The sequence below is a fragment of the Nostoc sp. DedSLP04 genome, assembly GCF_034530775.1.
Classification (GTDB): Bacteria; Cyanobacteriota; Cyanobacteriia; order Cyanobacteriales; family Nostocaceae; genus Nostoc.
On sequence record NZ_JAVRCL010000028.1, the window covers coordinates 25,062 to 44,686 of the forward strand.

Sequence of the window (19,625 nt, forward strand, 5' to 3'; positions counted from 1 at the left end):
CCCTTTTCCCTTTTCCCTTTCCCCAGTGTTTATCTTTGATTCTGTGGCAAACAGAATTATCTTACCCTTTCCCCTTTCCCCAGCTCACCCAGCTTTCGTTGGCTTGACAGACCACTAGCGGGACTTAGACATAACTGTTTGGGCTGCTTGGAGGGTGCGATCGATGTCTGCTTCGGTATGAGCTAAAGAAGTAAATCCGGCTTCAAATTGAGATGGAGCTAAATAAATTCCATGTTCCAACATACCGCGATGGAAGCTAGCAAATTTACTTAAATCAGACTTTTTGGCATCCTCATAATTGCGAACTGGACTTTCGTTAAAGAAGAAACCAAACATGCCGCTAATGCGATCGCCGCAGGTAGCATGACCTGTTTGTTTAGCAATCTCCAGCATCCCGTCTGTGAGTCGCTTGGTAATGCGATCGAGATACTCGTAAGTTCCAGGTCGTTGCAACAACTCTAGCGTCTTAATTCCTGCCGTCATTGCCAGTGGATTCCCCGAAAGCGTTCCGGCTTGATACACATTTCCGGCTGGAGCAACCATCGACATAATTTCTTGGCGACCGCCATAAGCCCCTACGGGCAGACCGCCGCCGATAACCTTACCTAAAGTAGTCAAGTCAGGAATAACACCAAATTTCTCCTGCGCCCCGCCGTAAGCGATGCGAAAGCCTGTCATCACTTCATCAAATACTAATAGCGCCCCATACTCCTGCGTGAGTTTTCGCAAACCTTCAAGAAAACCCGCAGCAGGTGGAATAAAACCTGCATTTCCTACCACAGGTTCAAGAATTACACCAGCAATTTCATCAGGATTTTGCTCGAATAATACTCTTACTGTTTCTAAATCGTTGAAAGGAGCGGTCAGCGTATTGCTGGTCACAGATTTGGGTACGCCAGGAGAATCGGGCAAGCCGAGAGTGGCAATACCAGAGCCAGCCTTAACGAGAAACATATCGGCGTGTCCGTGGTAACAGCCTTCAAACTTAATTACTTTCTCCCGTCCCGTAAAAGCTCGCATCAGACGAAGCACAGCCATACAAGCTTCTGTGCCGGAGTTGACAAAACGCACCATTTCGATACTGGGAACAGCATCGATTACCATCTGTGCCAGTACATTTTCTAGATAACAGGGCGCACCGAAGCTAGTTCCTTTTTCCAAGGCATCGTGCAGAGCAGCAATGACTTCAGGATGAGTGTGACCGCAGATAGCAGGCCCCCAACTGCCGACATAATCGATATATTGATTGCCATCCACATCCCAGATGTAAGCGCCAAGGACGCGATCGAACACAATCGGCTGTCCGCCAACAGATTTGAAAGCCCGTACGGGGGAACTGACTCCTCCTGGCATTAATTTTTGGGCAGCAGCAAAGATTTCCGCCGATTGGGTGGTTTTTAAGCGAGTCGTTGCAATCATAATTTTTTCTCCTGAGATTTTGACTTGGGTTCTAGAGTTAGCTGAAACCAACCGTCTTATTTCAATTCGAGCATGACTTCATTGCGTCTGAATGCGGGCAAGATGAAGGGAGAGTCATAAAAAGCATAAATCGGTTTACCTTTTGGCTCGATACCTTGCTGAACCAGAAAAGCAAATAATTTGGCTTCCTTTTCTTGCAATTGTTCATCCCCAGCCGAGCCGGAGAAACGAATTGCCGCAACTTTGTTGCTGGGAACTTCTTTGATAGTGATGCGAGAGTCTTTTGGTTTTGGCAGCGTTGCCAGGGTGTATTCTGAGGGCATCACGAACTGTACCGCCCAAGTGCTAGCAATATTTCCTCGCGCTTCTTGTTGAATGACGGGCGCAGTCATGGCGATTTTTTCACTTGGCTGAGATTGCGTGACGGGCGCAGTCATGGCAATTTTTGTTACAGATGTGTTTTCACCAAATATGTAAGCGGCAAGAATCGAAAATGCAGCTTTGTTTGCTCGATCTCTTTGGGCTTCAATGAGTGTTTCGGCAACAATTTTTGGCTCGTATTGCCGTATTTCAATATCATCATAGGATTGCAATACGCAATATTTTGATTCTTCAGTTTGACTCATCAGACTTTCACAAATAACTACAATTAATCGTATAAAACTAGTTGCCTACTTCTTGTACTAACCGTCCGTCTTCCATCTCGATGATGCGATCGGCAATATCAAGAATTCGATTATCGTGAGTGACGAGTAAAATGGTGCAACCTTGCTCTTTAGCTAAACGCTGCATGATATCTACAACATCGCGACCTGATTTTTTATCGAGAGCAGCAGTAGGTTCGTCGGCAAGAACAATTTTAGGATGGCTGACTAGGGCACGAGCGATCGCAACTCGCTGCTTTTGCCCTCCAGAAAGACTGTCTGGATAATAATCGATGCGATCGCCCAAACCAACACTTTTGAGAGTATCCGTCGCCAGCCGATCCATATCTTGCTTTAGATACTCATCATGCAGTTCTAAAGACATTCGGACATTCTGCTTTGCTGTTAAGAAAGTCAACAAATTGTGTGCCTGAAAAATATAACCAATCTGCCGCCGCACTTCCATCAATTGCCGCTTACTAGCCCCACACATTTCCTGTCCCAAAACTTTCAGGTTGCCTTCTTTAGCGGCTCTCAATCCACCTATTAATGTTAGTAAGGTGGTTTTCCCAGAACCAGATGGGCCAGTCATAATCACGATTTCTCCAGAATAAATGTCGAGATTAATATCAAACAAGACTTGCTTGCAGAGTTGTCCCCGACCGAAGTAGTAATCGAGATGGCAAACTGAAATAACTGGTTGTTGGCAAGTATTTTGAACTTGGAGTTTTGAGCTTCGATCGAGACTAATTTCTTGCAGCATGAGAGTTCAACTGTAAATTTGGGTTTTGTTCTAGAAAACTATGAGTTTTGAAATGCGATATTTTGCTAAACTTCAACTCAAAACTTAGAAGATATCAGCTGGATCGGCTGCTCGTAATTTTTGTATGGCAAGCGTTCCCGCTCCAATACACATAACGAATGTCAACACTAACACAGTTACCGCGCGAGCTAGTTTCATTGCAGTCGGTAAAAACGTCACGGATTGAAAAAAAATGTAAAATCCACTTGAGAGCAAAAAACCTGGAATAAAGCCCAAAACTGCTAAAATAAAAGCTTCTTGAGCGATAACTTTAATTAGATATATATCGCTGTAACCCATTGCTTTTAAAGTTGCATATTCGGGCAAATGATCTGAAACATCAGTATAAAGAATTTGATAAACAATGACTGCTCCAACTAAAAAACCGATTGCGACACCAAGGTTAAAAGTCGGGCCAATAGAGGAGCCTGTAGACCAATATGCACTTTCACGAGCAGTGAATTCAGCGATATTTAGTACTAGTAAATCATCCGGTAGCTTGGCTCGTAAATCAGCCTGGATATGCTCAATGCAGGCATTTGATTCTACGTCAACAATACCCAGATCGATGTCGTTTGCTTGGCGTTGGGGAAAGAGTCGTAAAAAGGTAGAATCGCTGACGATCAGATTGCCGTCAGCAGAAAAAGAAGAACCGAGCTTAAATAATCCAACTATTTGAATTTGATAATCGTTAGTTTGGACGATCAGCGGATTCTGTTTTTTCAGCAAACTAGGAACGTCTCCAAGCTGAGGAACCAATCCAGCTCTATCAAATAACGCTCGATTCAATAACTTCAGTTTATTCAATTGTTGATTGACTTCTGGCAAGTCAAATGCTGGCTGATTTGGATCGATTCCATAGACGAAAAGTTTACGGCTAGCTCGATTTTCAGGATTTCGCCACGATGCTTGACTCACATATAGCGTCGTCAGGGATTTTACACCGTTAACACCTGCTATTTTATAGAGTTTATTTCTGGAAAAACTTTTGATAGATTGCAAGTTATCAGACAGTTTATTGACTAAAAATAAATCTCCTTTAAGCGTGGTATAGGGAGTAACTTGCGAATCAAATAGTGCATCCCTAACTCCCAGTTGAAAAAACATTAGAAAATCGGCAAAGGCGATTCCTGCTATAGCAACTAACAAACGATTCTTTTGACGGCTCATTTGCCGCCAAGCAAGTGGGGTTTTACGAAATAATTTATCGAATATAGTCAAGTTGCTTCGCTCCCATTCAAAATTATAAATTCAAAATTCAAGCAACATATCTTTGGGTGAAGTGAAGACGCGATTCATCGCGTCTCTACAAAATGGTTTGTTTGCCGCATTATTTTTGATAATTAGTATTAATTTTGCTTGTTCCCTTTTATTGTTTGATATTGTTATTCGGCTGAATGGCAACCTGTACTTGCAAGTTAGTTAAGTTTGCAACTCGTTTGCTATCTTGGGGAGCGAGTGCAATTCTCACTTCAACAACTTTGCGATCGAGGTTTTCTCCAGGTTCGCCGCTAGTGACTTCTTGTTGGATCACCTGTAGTCCAATCAGCCGAACGGTTCCGCGCAACTCTTGGGAGAAGGACTCGCTGGAAATCTTTACTTGTTGACCTTCACGAACTTTGCCAATATCAGTTTGATATATCTCTGCGATCGCTTCCATCGAACTGGTTTGTCCGAGTTCGGCAATGCCTTTCTCGCCAACGACTTCTCCGGGTTTGGCCTTGATATCGAGAATCCGACCTGCTATAGGTGCGCGGATATAAACTTCAGCGAGATCGGCTTCAGCTTTTTTGACTGCGGCGATCGCTTTATTAACCTCGGCCTTAGCTGCTTGCACGTCTACTGGACGTACCTCAGCAATCTTATTTAGGTTTGCCTTAGCTTGCTGGATTTGCTGCCGTAGGGTATCTACACTCTTATTTTGGTTAGCTTTAGCTTCGGTAAGCTGTGCTTGCGCTGTTTCTAGAGCAAGTTGTTTTCGATCTACTTCCACAGCAGAAATCGCACCGTTTTGGTAAAGCGAGGAATAACGATTATACTCAGTATTGGCAGTATTAACTTCGGCTTGCCAGCGAGAGATAGTGGCTTCTCTAGTAGATATTTCGCCCTTTAACTCTTCTTCCAAGCGATCGATTTCAGCTTTTTGGGCAGCAATCTCTCCAGATTTGGCGCCAGCTTGCACCTTGGCTAACTCTGCTTGGGATACTTTGACTTGTGCTTGTGCTTCCAATAGAGCATTTTGCAGCCGATCGCGCGAATCCATAATAGCGATCGCTTGACCTGCTTTAACGCCACTGCCACGCTGTACAAGCAATTTGGCTACGCGATCGTTGCTTAAGGTAGCAGGTACGGATACTTTAATGACTTCCGTTGCTGGTTCTATCCGTCCTAAAGCGGTAATTTCTTCAATCTTTGGTCTGGGTTGCACAACTTCAACGGGTTTGCCGATTGGTTTTGATTGAGAAATACCGTAGAAAGCGATAATTCCTGTAAGCGCAGTACCAGCAAAAACGACAGCCAGCGTCCATTGCTTTGAAGGTTTTGAGAGCGATTGTAAATTCATGTCAATACTTCAAATTTCAGCGAGGACTTTGGTAATGAAAAGCATAAAACACATATAAATTACAGAATTATCGGTAAAATTGTCCTTGGTCATTAGTCATTTGTCCTTTGTTAATACAAATGACTAATGACAAATGACAAATGACATTTCTGATGTTTTGACGGCAAAAGTTAAACTACAAGAGATGTCAGGCTTGCCCAATCTTGAGGCTTTAAGAATACTTCGTACAACTCGGCTTCTGGGGTGTTGGGTTCGGGTTGATAGCCATACTCCCAACGCACTAATGGAGGTAAAGACATCAAAATTGATTCTGTGCGTCCGTTAGTTTGCAGTCCGAAAATCGTGCCGCGATCGTAAACTAAATTGAATTCAACGTAGCGTCCGCGCCGATATAATTGAAAATTACGTTGGCGATCGCTGTACTCCATTGACTGCCGCCGCTTGATAATTGGCGTGTAAGCAGGTAGAAAAGCTTTACCACAATCTTGTGCAAATGCAAATAATTCTTCCCAATTGCGGGTTTGTGGTATGTCAACGCGATCGCTGTTATCTGCGGCTGCTCCTTTGGGATCGGGGCCTCGATAAAGCTGACCTTGACCGTCTTGATAGTCAAAAAAGATGCCGCCAATGCCCCGCATTTCTTGACGATGTTTGAGATAAAAATACTCGTCGCACCAAGGTTTAAACACTGGATAATATTCGGGATCGTGCGCGTCACAAGCCTGTTTTAATGTGTAATGAAAATGAGCCGCATCTTCAGCAAACGGATAGTAAGGCGTTAAATCGATGCCGCCGCCAAACCACCAAACCGGGCCAGCTTCAAAGTAGCGGTAGTTGAGATGAACGGTTGGCACATAAGGATTGCGCGGATGCAATACCATTGAAGTGCCGGTGGCATAAAACTGATGTCCATTAGCCTCTGGACGTTGTGCCAAGATTGAAGGTGGCAAATGAGAACCCCAGACTTCAGAGAAATTAACTCCACCTTGCTCGAATACTGCACCGTCGCGGATGACGCGCGATCTACCGCCGCCCCCTTCGGGTCGTTCCCATGCATCTTCCTGAAACGTACCTTCGCCATCTAGCTGTTGCAAACCCTGACAGATTTCGTCTTGCAACTGTTGCATGAACTGGCTGACTCTAGTCTTGGTATCAACTGGGAGTAGAGGTTTGGATTGAGTTGCTGGAGCAGTTAAAGTAGTGTTCATGAGCAATACCTATTTTTCCTATTTCTTAATAGCGAACATTTTTGTTTAGCCTCCTAACTTTTTAGATCCCCCTAAATCCCCCGATAAATTGGGGGACTTTAAGACAATACGGTTGGGTTAAGCAAATTTATCTGTTAAGGCAGGCAGGGGGAGCAGGGGAGGCTTCGGGAGCAGGGGGAGAGAAAAAAGCTTAACTGAACTGTATTGGGCTTTAAGAGACTCTTTGCCCCCCAATTTATCGGGGGTTGGGGGGATCTAAGACTTTGAAAACACGCTCTAGCCCTTCTTAAAAAGGCTACCGCGTACACAAAAATCTTTTAGAGTTGTTGCGTAACGTAGGGAAGGTTAATTTTTGCAGGTCGATGCATTAAAGTTGCAGGTCGATGCATTAAAGGTGCAGGTCGATGCATTAAAGGTGCAGGTCGATGCATTAAAGTTGCAAGTCGATGCATTAAAGGTGCAGGTCGATGCATTAAAGTTGCAGGTCAAAAAACTAGGGAAGTTTCTCAAAAATTTACTGTGCTAACACAGGCAAATACTTCCGAATTAATCCGATTATTACTTCTGGCACTTCCAGTTCTGGATTCAACCCAACATCTTCTAGTTCGATAAATGCTTGGATTGCTTGTGGATTTAGATTTGCAAGGCGACGCCCTACATCCGGCCCTGTAAACTTTGCTTGGCTTCCCCAAATAAAGATGGTAGGTGTTGTCAATCTTGGAATGTATTCTGATAAATCGAAGGATGAGTTACCTTGTAAAAATGACAAAGCAGCATACTCGGCATTTGGCTGCTGCGCCGATTGCACAAAAGCTTCTACAATTTCGGGAGAAAGACGATTGGGTTGAGCAAAAACTCGCTCAAAAAAGTCACGAATGCCAAAGCTGCTAACTTGGCCTGCATAAAGAACGCGATCGAGAATAGGAACACTGGCAATTTGAGCGAAAAAACTATTGCTATAGTATTGCCTAAAGTCTTTAATGCCTGACGGAAGTGTAAGAATGAGCGATTTAAACAGGTCGGGACGTTTGACTGCGGCTCGGATCGCAAATGCTCCAGTTAGGGAAGAAGCAATTATTGTTACAGGGGCTTGGCACGTCTGCTCGATGAACTCAATTAGCATTGCGATGTAGTCGGCTGGAAGATAATTTTGTTCGGGACGATCCGATCGCCCCCAGCCAATCAAGTCGGGTGCTAACACTCTATACTCTGCTGCAAATGCTGGATACACCTTCGACCACGCGTAGGCAGATGCTCCGCCTCCAATACCGTGGAAGAATATCAAAGTTTCGCGTTCGGGTGGCGTATCGCCCATTCCATCAGTTGCCCAAAGTTCACCTTGGTTAGTGTAATAAGCCATCTTTCCCAAGCTAATTAAAACAGAGCGTTGAACAAAACCGAGTGGAATGAACATGATAAATTCCTCCTCTACACGAACGACATGAAATCGAAACTAGAAAGTTTAATTGCCAAGTTTTGCTAACCAACGGGCAGCATCTTTGGCATGATAGGTGAGAATCAAGTCAGCGCCAGCCCGTTTAAAGCCGAGCAGCGTTTCCATGACCACCCGTTCTTCGTCAATCCAACCGTTGAGGGCAGCAGCTTTCACCATCGAGTATTCGCCAGAAACGTTGTAAGCAGCAACGGGGAGGTTGCTTGCTTCCTTGACGCGCCAGATAATATCCATGTAGGCCAAGGCTGGCTTGACCATTAACATATCTGCACCTTCGGTAATGTCGAGTTCGATTTCTTTTAAGGCTTCACGACCGTTAGCGGAGTCCATTTGGTAGGTTCTGCGATCGCCAAATTGCGGTATTGAGTCGGCAGCATCCCGGAAAGGGCCGTAATAAGCCGAGGCATATTTGGCGGCGTAAGATAATATCGGCGTATCTTGGAAACCGGCTTCATCTAAACCCGAACGAATGGCTTGCACAAAACCATCCATCATTCCCGAAGGCGCGATGATATCTACGCCTGCTTTGACTTGGGAAACTGCTGTTTTTTTAAGCAATTCCAGTGTCGGATCGTTGAGAACGCGCCCAGTTAAATCACCTAATTCCAGATAACCGCAGTGTCCGTGACTGGTGTATTCGCACAGACAGGTATCGGCAATGACGATTAATTCCGGGACTGCTTGTTTGACGGCGGTGGCAGCTTGCTGCACGATGCCGCAATCGTGCCAACCGCCTGTTGCGTCTAAATCCTTGTCTTCAGGAATGCCAAATAAAATAATGGCTGGAATGCCGAGGTCGTAGACTTCCTTGGCTTCTTCCACGATTTTATCTACAGAAAGTTGGTAAACTCCGGGCATGGATTTAATTTCGTTGGCGATCGCCTGACCCGGTACGGCGAACAGAGGGTAGATTAAATCACTGGTTGTCAGGACGTTTTCGCGCACCATCCGCCGCAATTGGGGATGGCTTCTTAGCCGACGCGGGCGATGAATTGGAAACATAGTATTAAAATGAACGATGAAAGGGTAAGGGGTAAGGGGTAAAGGGTAAGGGGTAAAGGGTAAAGCGGCGAGCGAAAAAATCCTTTCCCTTTAATCGTATTTTTCTGTCTCTTCTCTGCCCCCCTGCTCCCCTGCTCCTCTGCCCCCCTGCCTACACACCGACAGGATATTTTTTGAGTTGCAAGAAGTTCCTAGCTACGCTGGACTGTCTGGAAAATTTCAGTCAAAATTTCTGTAGCTCCTTGTTGCCGCAAGTTATGAGCTAATTGAATACCTAAATTTTCTGCTTCGCTAGCAGTGCCTGTAACAGAATCTTTGACTAGACGTTTGCCATCTACGCTGGCGACTAATCCTGTTAATGTTAGATTATTTTTATCCAAGTACGTATTAACACCGATGGGTACTTGGCAACCGCCTTCTAGTTCTCGTAAAAATGCACGTTCGGCTAAAACGCGATCGCGGGTGGGAATGTGTTCGATTGCTTTGAGTAATGACAGCACTTGCAAATCGTCAGCGCGGCATTCAATCCCTAACGCTCCCTGTCCGACAGCGTAGAGAGAGAGTTCGGTGGGCAGAATTTGATGAATGCGATCGCTCATTCCCAATCGTTGCAATCCTGCGGCTGCCAAAATCAGCACATCGTATTCTCCATCATCCAGCTTTGCCAAGCGGGTATTTAAGTTGCCGCGCACATCCTTAAAAGTAAAGTGGGGGAAGTGATAACGCAATTGTGCAAGGCGGCGCAGGGAAGAAGTGCCGATAACTGTGCCTTCTGGCAGTGTATCGATTTGCTTATCTTTATACTTTTCATGCACAACTAAAGCATCTGCCGGGTTTTCTCGTTCTGTTACAGTTGCTAACGCTAACCCCTCTGGCAAGCAAGTCGGCAAATCCTTGAGAGAGTGAACTGCAAAGTCAATCTCTTGATTGAGCATTCCCAATTCGAGTTCTTTGGTGAATAGTCCCTTATCGCCAATCTTGGCTAATGCCACATCCAAGATGTTATCGCCTTGGGTGGACATAGTATGGACTTCAAAGGAAATATCAGGAAAGTGCTTTTGGAGTTGTTCTCGAACCCAGTAAGTTTGTACAAGCGCGAGTTGGCTTTTACGAGAACCGATGCGGATGGTGCGAACGGGAGTCGAGATGTTAGATGAAGCGGGTTGAACTGAAGTCATAACTTTTAGTTAAGATCGTTTGACGAGTAGCTGAGTTGTTTGACTGTCTCGAAAAAGAAAGCAACATTCTCTTCTGGAGTGTTCTGTAAAATCCCGTGACCGAGATTGAGGATGTGCTTCTGGTTCCCCGCTTTACGGATCGTGTCGAGAATGCGATCGCGGATCAGTTCTTTAGTACCAAACAACACGCACGGATCGATATTTCCTTGGACTCCAATATTTGCACCAAGTCGCTGCCGCGCTACTGCCATATCCACAGTCCAGTCCACGCTGACGATATCAACACCCGATTGCGCCATTAACTCTAGGATTCCAGCACTGTTGTTGATATACAAAATCAAGGGCGTATCTGGGTGCGTTGCCTTAACCTGTTGCACAACTCGTTGCAGGTAAGGTAGAGAAAACGTCTGGAAATCTTCAGGACTGAGTTGTCCCGCCCAAGAGTCAAACAGTTGCACGACTTGGGCACCGGCATCAATTTGGTAGCGGGCGTAAACTGCGATCGCATCTGCCAGTTTCCCTAAAAATTGATGCAGCATCACAGGTTCGCAAAAAGCCATCTTCTTGATAATGGCATAGTCTTTCGAGCTTTTACCTTCAATTGCATAAGCAGCTAGCGTCCAAGGTGCGCCCACAAAGCCTAAAACCGTAGCTTGACCGTTCACTTCTTGGCGTAGCGTCCTCAGGATTTGCCGCACGAAGGGTAAAGAAGCTTCGGGGTCGAGGGCAGTCAGTGCCTCTATTTGTGCTTGGGTGCGAATTGGCCGCTCGAATATTGGCCCTTTACTTTCCATAATGTCAAATGAGATACCCATACCAGGCAACGGCGTGAGGATATCGGAAAACATAATCACTCCGTCGGGTTGGAAGGCGCGGAAAGGTTGCAGTGAGATTTCCACGGCTAAGTCAGGGTTTTCGGAGCGATCGCGGAACGAAGGATACTTTTGACGCAAATCTCGATAGACTTTCATGTAGCGACCCGCTTGGCGCATCACCCATACCGGAGGGCGATCGAGTACTTCACCTCGCGCAGCTTGCAGTAACGTATAATTCCCCATACATTTCTCCCTGGATTTAATAATTGTGATTTCAAGACCGAGTATGCAAAATTGCCTTCAATAATTTGTGATTGGCAACAAATAATCCAATCTTGTAGGGTGGGCATCTTGCCCGCCCTCGCTTCCGTTATGGATGGAAGAAATAAGTCAAATCCTCTTCCCTTCTGCCTTCTGCCGACGCTCGCGGACTCGCTAACGCTGCGCTATCCTGCCTCCTGCCTTGTTTTTGAGGAGAAGGTTGGATTAAATTTCCATTCGAGTTGTTTGATTGGTTTTGATAAGGTTTCATACCCCATCCCATTGCCAAACATTTTTGACGAATTTTGCGATAAGCAAGAGATAAATTATCGCAAGGAACGTGAACTTCGTCTGACAACTTATCTGGAACTGCCATCGGATATTCGGACTCAACCACTCCCTTATCTTCCATCACAACTTTGTAAGCTGCCCGTTGAAATATGCCATCAGCCCAAGGGAAAGTTAAAAAACTGCGAAACTGAATTCGCTTGGTAATGGTGGTGCGATCGTCAATAGGAACGTGAACAGTAAAATTAACTAGCTTGCCACGACCGAAGTCAACCACTAAACGCGTGATATTGGGCATATAAAAGCCCAGAGTCACTTTTACATTGGCTTTCAATGGGCGAAAGACAAAGGCGAAAATGTCTTTTGCTTTGGTATAATCTCGAACATTAACTTTGGCGTGACCCTCCCATTCCCCGATATTCAGCTCGTAATCTTCCATTTTTTGCTCTAATGCAAACCCATTCCCGAAAGACTTGGAATGAATAATAGATACGTGAGACATATCCATATCATTCTCTAGCGTGCGGGTGTAGTGAGCGTTGAGTTCGTATTCAAAGAAAATTTTCTGTAGCCTTGGGTCTTCAAATTCTGGCAATGGTGGGATTGGCGGACGTTCTTCTTCTGGTAAATCACCATAAAATAGCCAGATAAAACCGTATTTTTCCTGTATTGGATAGCTATCTACACGAGCATTCTTAGGAATAGGAATTCCGGGTTGATTAGCAGGAATATTAATACATTTCCCATCTGCTTGAAACTTCCAGGCATGATAGGGGCAATGGATACAATCATCTTTTACCCAACCGAGAGATAAGGCAGCACCACGATGGGGACACCGATCTTGGAGAGCTATCAGTTGTCCTTTAGCGTTACGGTAAAAGACTAATTTCTGATTTAATATCCGAACTTGCTTGGGCTTTGTAGTAACGGCGGCGCTAAACTCACAAGCGTACCAGAAGTTTTTTAACATGCTTGCTTCCTGTTATTGCTATTAAGAATCATGGATTTTCTTAAGTTACGCTTTGAGCAATAACTTCCTCAACTTTTGCATGGACTTCAATACTTTCAAGTCTCATTTGAGCAACTTTGATGTTTTTTGCTGCTATCTCTACGGTGCTGATTGATAGAGAGGATGTTTGGGCAACAACATTAGATTGCACCTCTCCCGTATCCAAATTAAACAACACTTGTAGAACCTGGAGGACAAGGCGTTGAGCTTCTAAATCCCGCTGTGTCCGCAGTTGCACCATCGGTTCGTGGAGAATTTTGTTGATAATCCTTTGAGTTAGGGCTTCGACGGCTTCTTGATGTTTTTTAGCAAAATCAGATCCCATACGGGACAAAGCTTTTTCTAACTCTTGTTCGCGAATTTTTTCCATTTTGTCTCGTAAACAGCTAATAATGGAAACAGTTTCTCGCGATCGCAACCAAGTTTGAAATGCGTCTAAATCCTCATGGATTAGTGCTTGCGCCTCTATTGCCATTTGCCTACGACTTTCTTGATTCTGGGCAACAACGGTTTTTAAATCATCAACATTAAACACTTGCACATGAGGTAACTCATTAACGTCGGCATCAACGTTACGAGGCACTGAAATATCAACCAGCATCAAAGGCTGTTCGGGTTGCAATGCAGCTTTGAGTTTAGCTCTATCAAGCAAGGGTTCAACTGAAGCAGTGCTGGTAAAAACCAAGTCCGAAGCTGCAACTAAGGACATCAATTCAGCCAGGGGATAATATTGCACTCCAGCATCACTAAATTGATTGGCCAATTCCTGAGCGCGTTCGAGGGAACGATTGACAATGGAAATTTGAGTTGCGCCTTTAGCGATGAGATGTTGTACCAGTCGCCGAGCCATGTTACCAGCGCCGACAATTGTCACTTGACAAGCCGATAACTTCTCTACTTTGATTTGGGCTAATTCTACTGCCGCAGAGCTAACCGAAACCGCACCCGTACCGATTGATGTCTGCGTTCTCACCCGCTTTGCAGTGGTAACAGCTTGCTTGAACAACTGATTGAGGATGCGTTCGCCCTGATTGTGTTGCTGAACCAATTGGTAGGCGTGTTTAACTTGAGCCAGAATTTGTCCTTCTCCCAACACCAAGCTATCCAAACCAGAAGCAACTTGCATCAAATGTTTAACAGCATCTTGCTGTAGCAGAGTAAACAAATATTGATGTAAATCTGAAAAAGGCAGTTTACTGTACTCGCAAAGAAACTCCGTCACCTCTTGAGATGCTAAATCTATCTTGTTGACAACTACGTAAATTTCTAAACGATTGCAAGTGCTAAGAATGGCAGCTTCTTCAATGTGAGAGTATTTACACAGTTGAGCGATCGCGTTTTCAATTCGCTCTTCTGGAATACTCAGTTTTTCCCGAATTTCAACCGGAGCTGTTTTGTGACTAAGACCTACAAGTGCGATATTCATGTTTCCTCTTTTGAAGTTTGTCTTCTTCTAGAGCCTCGGTCAAGTAATATGGATGGTGAATCAGAGTTGATTTTAAACAAGATGATTCAGAAGTGACTTATACTGCGATCGCAGATTTAGTAGCAACTTCCTTAACAAGTTGGTTTTTCGGTTGGGCAATCTGTTCGTATTCAAAAAAGCCAGAGTTAAATGTTCCTTTGGGATCGTACTTCCTTTTGATTTCATTAACTTTTGGCCAGTAATCGCCAAATTGGCTTTGCCACTGTTGAATAGTAAAATCTATCCAGCAAGTTAAATATCTTTTTCCACCCATTTCTAAACTCAGATTACTGAGCTTTTTCAATTCAGCTAAGATGGGTTGAACTTGCGATTTAGGAATGCTGGGATAAATCCCAAACCCAATAATTAGTTCTTCCTCTTGCGGTAAACGAAACATCGGCATCTTGTTATTCCGGTTTACCAAGCAAAAGCAGCCCATTTGCGCTTTACTAATATCGAGAAAAGAAGGCAACTGTTTGAGAGCCGTTTCCATGTAATTTTTAGCAGATGAGGCTGGAAGAAAAACATCCATCCAAGGGTGAGCGATATCCTTGCTATCTACTTGAATCATGGGTTCGATGAATTTTTCAAACCCCAAGTCTTCAGTATGAATATGACGATAGAAATTTAAGCCAGCAAGGATTTTTTTGTCATCAATAACCTCAAGAGAATTTGCTTCAACAGTAATCCGCAACGTGTAAAACCATTGAATCAAAGGTTGCATTATCCCTGTAGCTCTGGATACTCCTTGCAAACAGGGAACTGGGAAAGATACGAGATGATCGATTCTTTGTTCGGTTACTAAAAGCCTTTTGTCATCTAAAAGAGCATCTAGATTGTCATAGAACAGTAAATAGGTGCGGGTTTGGGAAGGGTAAACTTTGAGTTTGTGCTGAACTTGGGTAATAATTCCAAACTGACCGTAACCGCAAAGTACGTGATTAAAAAGTTCGCTATTTTCTTCAGGCGTACACCAAAGAATATCGCCTTCTGCTGTTACCACTTCTAAACCAAGACAATTATCAGCTTGATTTCCGTAACGAAAAGAGGCTGCACCTATACCACCCGCAGAATGAGTTCCTCCTAAAGAAACACCAAAATAATTGGTTAATACGGGAGGAACTAAACCATCAGGAATACAAGCATCGATTACTTGATTCCAAGAAGTCCCCGCATCAGCTTTAAACCAAAGTTGGTCTTTTTGGATATCTCGAATTTTATCGAGATTCCTCATATTTAAAACGATTCCATCTTGGTTTAAAGACTGACCGCCTAACGAATGTCCCGCAGCGCGTGAAGAAACTACTAATCCTTGTTGAGCAGCATATTTAACAGTTTGGGCAATATCGTTAGCGTTTTGAGGAGTAACAACAACTTGGGGAGACTTTTGGAGTATACCACCAAAATCTTGAGAAACTTCTGTCAAAATTTCTGAAGCGTTGCTGATTTCACCTGCAATCAAATGCTTGAGGTCTTGAATGATGCCATTCATAAAAGTTACGATCCTTTAGAAAGAGACGTTTTTAAAAGGTTCATCCCAATCTGCAATATTTTAGGAGTCAAGCGAATCAAATCGAGAATATGAGAGAACAAGCTGGGTGATTTTTGTGGCTTTACTTCTAACCCTTTGGCAGGTCTTTCATATTTGAACATACAAACGCAATCACCATCTGCCTGCTTGCTAATAATTGCAGCTTTCATCCCAGGAAATGCTCTCCTGGTTGCTTCTTGTTCCATCTCGCAAATAACTCGGCAAGGACTTTCAAGCCCATATTCTTTGGCAATTGAAAGCACCGGACAAACTCGTTGAATTTCTAGTGCAGCATCTTTTCCTGTTTGGGAAATATCTACGACTTGCATTTTGAAGCCCATGATCCGAAAGATCGGAATTGCCTCGGTAAAGCCTTTGGCTATGGTGGTGTTATCAATGAAAGCACCCATGAACGCCTTTTGATGAGCGGGGTAGGCTAACATCATTTGTTCAAAAGCTGCATCTTCTCCAATTTCATCTGCCAGCTTTTTGTAGGCTGCAAATCGATTCCTAAACATACTCACTGCTTTGGAGGAATCCATTTGCATCACATCGTTCATGGTAATGTCGCCAATACCTATAACGTTATCCATTGGCACTTCTCCGTGTTATTTACTCATTTAAATGAATTGGAAAAACGAGGTAATCAATGGGCGATCGCTGCTAGATTTTAAGATAGCGATCGCCATAAACTCTTTTACTCTTAGATTTCTACGATTGACAACATAAATAACAGCTTATCAATCCAACCTTTGATCCCATTCTCAATCAGTTTATTTGTCCAGTTCTCAACCAACTGTCTACTAGAGATTTTTTAATTATGGAGTTTATTCTCTTTACTAATTCAGAACTAGCATGTCCTTGGTGATTCAGTACTAGCATGAAATGAACTCCATAAGTATAGTAAAATCAGCGTCAACGTTAGGTATCTGCTAACAAACATACACAGAAATACAATGTCAACTTCCCGCAATTGCTTGATTGAGAAATAACTCAACCATTGAACTTGTAAAAAATTGCTAATTTCAGTTTTGAAGTTGGCAAATTCAGTTGAATTAGACCAGCGAACTGATTTGTGAATTTTTAGCCAAATACTTGTCGGCAATTTTTCCATAAACACCTTGTTACTTCCTGTTTAGAGGCTATCTCTAAAGAAATGTGAAGAGTAAAATTTAGGCGCTTCTCATACCATTTCACTCAATTATTGATAAGTAGAAGGCAGGAGTTATAAAGTAAAATCCTCAACAGTAAAAGGTTTCACTGGATTGGATTTTACATTTAATTATGTCCGTTTACTTACAAATTACTTTTCTTACTTTCCCTGCGCCTGCTCAAGAAGAATGTCATTTTTATCAATCTTCAGGTGAAATGGTATTAAGACTTGGGTAGCCAACATTTTTTATCGGCTGCTGTTTTCAAATCTGCTGTTGACCGCTTTTACACCCACTGTTGGGGATTTCTCAGTACCTCTAGAAGCTTTGCTTCTTCACTATCAGCAATGGGTTGGTCGTTATAGTTCCAAAACGCTTCTCCAGGCATACAATTGAGGACGCTTTGCGTACTTACAATCCCACTTGTTAGTCCGAATCGAACACCTCTATCATGCAGGAGAATAAATTCGGCATAACGTCCGCGTCTGATGCGCTGCCAATATTTTTGCTCTTCCGTAAACTCCATATCCTTACGTTGTTTGACAATCGGAAAATAGGCAGGGATGAAAGCTTCAGAACAAGTTTTTACAAAGGAAAATAAAGTTTCGGCATCGGAATGTTGTAAATTGTCAAAGAAAATTCCACCTATACCTCTACACTCACTGCGATGAGGAAGATAAAAGTATTCATCACACCACTTTTTCAAGCGTGGATAGAGTTCTGTATCGTGCTGGTCGCAAGCTGCTTTATGTACTTGATGGAAATGAACTGCGTCTTCTTCAAATAAGTAAATTGGTGTTAAATCACCTCCACCACCAAACCACCAAGAACCAGGTTCAGTACCATCACCCAATTGGAAGTATCGATAGTTAACGTGTGCTGTCGGCACCATTGGATTAAATGCATTAATCACAACACTGGTACTCGTAGCGAAGAAAGAAGTACCTTTTTCATCTGGTGCTATAGTTGTTGGGTCAGCCATCACAACATCCGATCCTCGAAAGGTGACACCAGGAGGTAACTCACCTTTCATTGATACGTAGTTGATACCTACTTTTTCAAATACATTGCCGTTCCGTAGCGACTTGTCTATATAGATAGCACCGTTACTGTTTTCACCTTGTACCCATTGCCCTATTTCATCTCTTGTCCAGTGTTGTTCGTGAAGTTTACTTCCATCTATTTCCTCAATAGCTTCGCAAACATTCTTGAACATATCTAACAAAAAACTTTCAACTCTATTACTAATTGGTGGTTGCTTGACTGCTGGGTTTTCAAGAATTTGAACCATGACAGATGACCTCATTGTGACTAAATAATTATTTCCGAAGAAATTTTGGAATTTATAAAAATTGGCAGTTACTTCTCAAGTTTTCAGCTTGGAGTTTCATTGATTAAGTATGTTTGCTTCGTAGCAAAAATCTGGAAAGAAAAGAGTTAGCTTTTCGCGTTAATTACTTTTAGTTTTCGCATTAGCTAAATCTTTTCGTAATCTATCTTTTTCCGTTAGCCAGATTTTTACTAGTGAAGATATAGAATTTTAGGAAAATTATAAAAAAATTATTAAGAAGTAATTGCCTAGCTTGCAGAAGAAAAACAGGATAACTTCAATAACCGTAACTAGTCACACTTAAAATCAATTGTTTGGTAAAATTTTAACTTAACTAAACAATAAGTTATTTTTAGTTAATTTTTAACTTTAACATAATCAATATCTCATTCTTTAGATAGAAGACAAAATATTATTACCGATGATTTACGCTTGTACTGATTTTTTCGCTTTTTCAATATTTAAGAATTTCCAGAAAATAAAATATACAATTTGCTAGAATAATAATCATTTAAACAGGCGATATACACTGTATTTTTGGTAAATAGACCTGCCTTGAAAATAAGGACTGGGACTAAGAAAGTAATTAGTTAAAATTATTCAATATAAAAATAGCTCCTGGAACAAACATACCGTAAGGAGTCATGCTTATTTTTGGTAAAAATCATGGTCATCATTTGCCGTTAGCACTCGATTTTTACCATTACGAGTAAATGAGTAAATATTAACTTAAATGTAAAATATCTAGTTTATCTAAAGCTTATTTGATTGATTTATAATAGTTATTTTCTCAAAAGTTACGTCATTTTTGGGTATTTTTTTGGGGTTTTATCTTGGCAGTTTTCTTGAGGCAATATCCTAAATCATTTAACTTGACACGAATTGTTTCCGAAGTTGGTAATTCTCGATCTTTATAACCAAACTTATCAATTAATTGATGTCTCACTTCAGCCGCAGAAAGACGTGTATACATTCTTTCGCCTTTAAAGTCCGGGTCTACTTGCCTTTGCGAATCGACAATTTTTTTGATATCTTCTAAAAGATTTGGGAGTTTTGCTTCTGCTTTATTACGTCCTCTACTTCGATAGTTATCCATGCAAGTGATACTAGTAGTTAATTCTTTAATTCCTTTACTAATAGTTACGCGATTCCATCCTAACTCTCGCTCCGCTAGAGACTGTCCTCCGTGTCCTAATGCCACTACTGTTTGTGCTATAAATTTACGTTTTTCTGCACCTTTTAATTGCTGTGCGGTTTCCTTCAATAACTTTTTTAGTGAATCCGTTAATTGTATTGGCATCTCTGTTCACCCAAAAATCCAATCATTATTGAATTTACTACAAAAAGGGAGGGAGAGACTGCGATCGCCAATCTCTCCCTCTTTTTTCAGAATTATTATTATCTTTGTATATTTTATTTTCTGGAGTTTGTCGAAAAATACATGTAGTGTTGTCACTACTAAATAACTTTTTTCTTAACTTCACTAGTCTTTACTGGCGAAATTTT

At 42.5% G+C, this 19,625-nt stretch carries 16 protein-coding genes and 1 pseudogene; all 17 read right to left on the reverse strand.

What is annotated here, in order from left to right; genetic code table 11:
* Window positions 1–114: 114 nt before the first annotated feature.
* Window positions 115–1,419, reverse strand: coding sequence for a glutamate-1-semialdehyde 2,1-aminomutase (gene hemL, locus RMX89_RS17400; protein ID WP_416211990.1), 1,305 nt, complete (start codon window positions 1,417–1,419; stop codon window positions 115–117).
* 56 nt (window positions 1,420–1,475) lie between these two features.
* Window positions 1,476–2,045 (reverse strand): heme-binding protein, encoded by a 570-nt coding sequence (locus RMX89_RS17405; protein WP_322689789.1) that lies wholly within the window; start codon window positions 2,043–2,045, stop codon window positions 1,476–1,478.
* Between the two features lie 37 nt (window positions 2,046–2,082).
* Complete coding sequence (locus tag RMX89_RS17410) at window positions 2,083–2,826, reverse strand: DevA family ABC transporter ATP-binding protein (RefSeq protein WP_322689790.1); 744 nt, start codon at window positions 2,824–2,826, stop codon at window positions 2,083–2,085.
* A gap of 84 nt (window positions 2,827–2,910) precedes the next feature.
* Window positions 2,911–4,086, reverse strand: a complete 1,176-nt coding sequence (gene devC, locus RMX89_RS17415; RefSeq protein ID WP_322689791.1) for an ABC transporter permease DevC — start codon at window positions 4,084–4,086, stop codon at window positions 2,911–2,913.
* A gap of 148 nt (window positions 4,087–4,234) precedes the next feature.
* Window positions 4,235–5,428, reverse strand: coding sequence for an ABC exporter membrane fusion protein (locus RMX89_RS17420; protein WP_322689792.1), 1,194 nt, complete (start codon window positions 5,426–5,428; stop codon window positions 4,235–4,237).
* A gap of 170 nt (window positions 5,429–5,598) precedes the next feature.
* Window positions 5,599–6,636, reverse strand: a complete 1,038-nt coding sequence (gene hemF / locus RMX89_RS17425) for an oxygen-dependent coproporphyrinogen oxidase (protein WP_322689793.1) — start codon at window positions 6,634–6,636, stop codon at window positions 5,599–5,601.
* 317 nt (window positions 6,637–6,953) lie between these two features.
* The gene (locus RMX89_RS17430; protein WP_322689794.1) at window positions 6,954–7,109 is read right to left on the reverse strand and encodes a hypothetical protein; all 156 of its coding nucleotides are present in this window, start codon (window positions 7,107–7,109) and stop codon (window positions 6,954–6,956) included.
* Between the two features lie 41 nt (window positions 7,110–7,150).
* Complete coding sequence (locus tag RMX89_RS17435) at window positions 7,151–8,050, reverse strand: alpha/beta hydrolase (protein WP_322689795.1); 900 nt, start codon at window positions 8,048–8,050, stop codon at window positions 7,151–7,153.
* 48 nt (window positions 8,051–8,098) lie between these two features.
* Window positions 8,099–9,091, reverse strand: a complete 993-nt coding sequence (gene hemB / locus RMX89_RS17440) for a porphobilinogen synthase (protein WP_322689796.1) — start codon at window positions 9,089–9,091, stop codon at window positions 8,099–8,101.
* A 191-nt stretch (window positions 9,092–9,282) separates the two neighbouring features.
* Entirely contained in the window at window positions 9,283–10,269 is a 987-nt protein-coding gene (gene hemC / locus RMX89_RS17445) for a hydroxymethylbilane synthase (RefSeq protein ID WP_322689797.1), read from the reverse strand.
* A gap of 5 nt (window positions 10,270–10,274) precedes the next feature.
* Window positions 10,275–11,327 carry a uroporphyrinogen decarboxylase gene (hemE, locus tag RMX89_RS17450; RefSeq protein WP_322689798.1) on the reverse strand — a complete coding sequence of 351 codons (1,053 nt, stop codon included), beginning with the start codon at window positions 11,325–11,327 and terminating at the stop codon, window positions 10,275–10,277.
* Between the two features lie 127 nt (window positions 11,328–11,454).
* Window positions 11,455–12,603 carry an aromatic ring-hydroxylating dioxygenase subunit alpha gene (locus RMX89_RS17455; protein ID WP_322689799.1) on the reverse strand — a complete coding sequence of 383 codons (1,149 nt, stop codon included), beginning with the start codon at window positions 12,601–12,603 and terminating at the stop codon, window positions 11,455–11,457.
* 40 nt (window positions 12,604–12,643) lie between these two features.
* Window positions 12,644–14,068, reverse strand: coding sequence for a glutamyl-tRNA reductase (locus RMX89_RS17460; protein ID WP_322689800.1), 1,425 nt, complete (start codon window positions 14,066–14,068; stop codon window positions 12,644–12,646).
* Window positions 14,069–14,165: 97 nt separating this feature from the next.
* Entirely contained in the window at window positions 14,166–15,599 is a 1,434-nt protein-coding gene (locus RMX89_RS17465) for an FAD-binding protein (protein ID WP_322689801.1), read from the reverse strand.
* Window positions 15,600–15,604: 5 nt separating this feature from the next.
* Window positions 15,605–16,231, reverse strand: a complete 627-nt coding sequence (locus RMX89_RS17470) for an L-2-amino-thiazoline-4-carboxylic acid hydrolase (protein ID WP_322689802.1) — start codon at window positions 16,229–16,231, stop codon at window positions 15,605–15,607.
* Between the two features lie 844 nt (window positions 16,232–17,075).
* Window positions 17,076–18,080 carry an oxygen-dependent coproporphyrinogen oxidase gene (gene hemF, locus RMX89_RS17475; protein WP_322674130.1) on the reverse strand — a complete coding sequence of 335 codons (1,005 nt, stop codon included), beginning with the start codon at window positions 18,078–18,080 and terminating at the stop codon, window positions 17,076–17,078.
* A gap of 658 nt (window positions 18,081–18,738) precedes the next feature.
* Window positions 18,739–19,413: pseudogene (locus tag RMX89_RS17480) on the reverse strand (ISAzo13-like element transposase-related protein); the annotation flags it as partial.
* Between the last annotated feature and the right edge of the window lie 212 nt (window positions 19,414–19,625).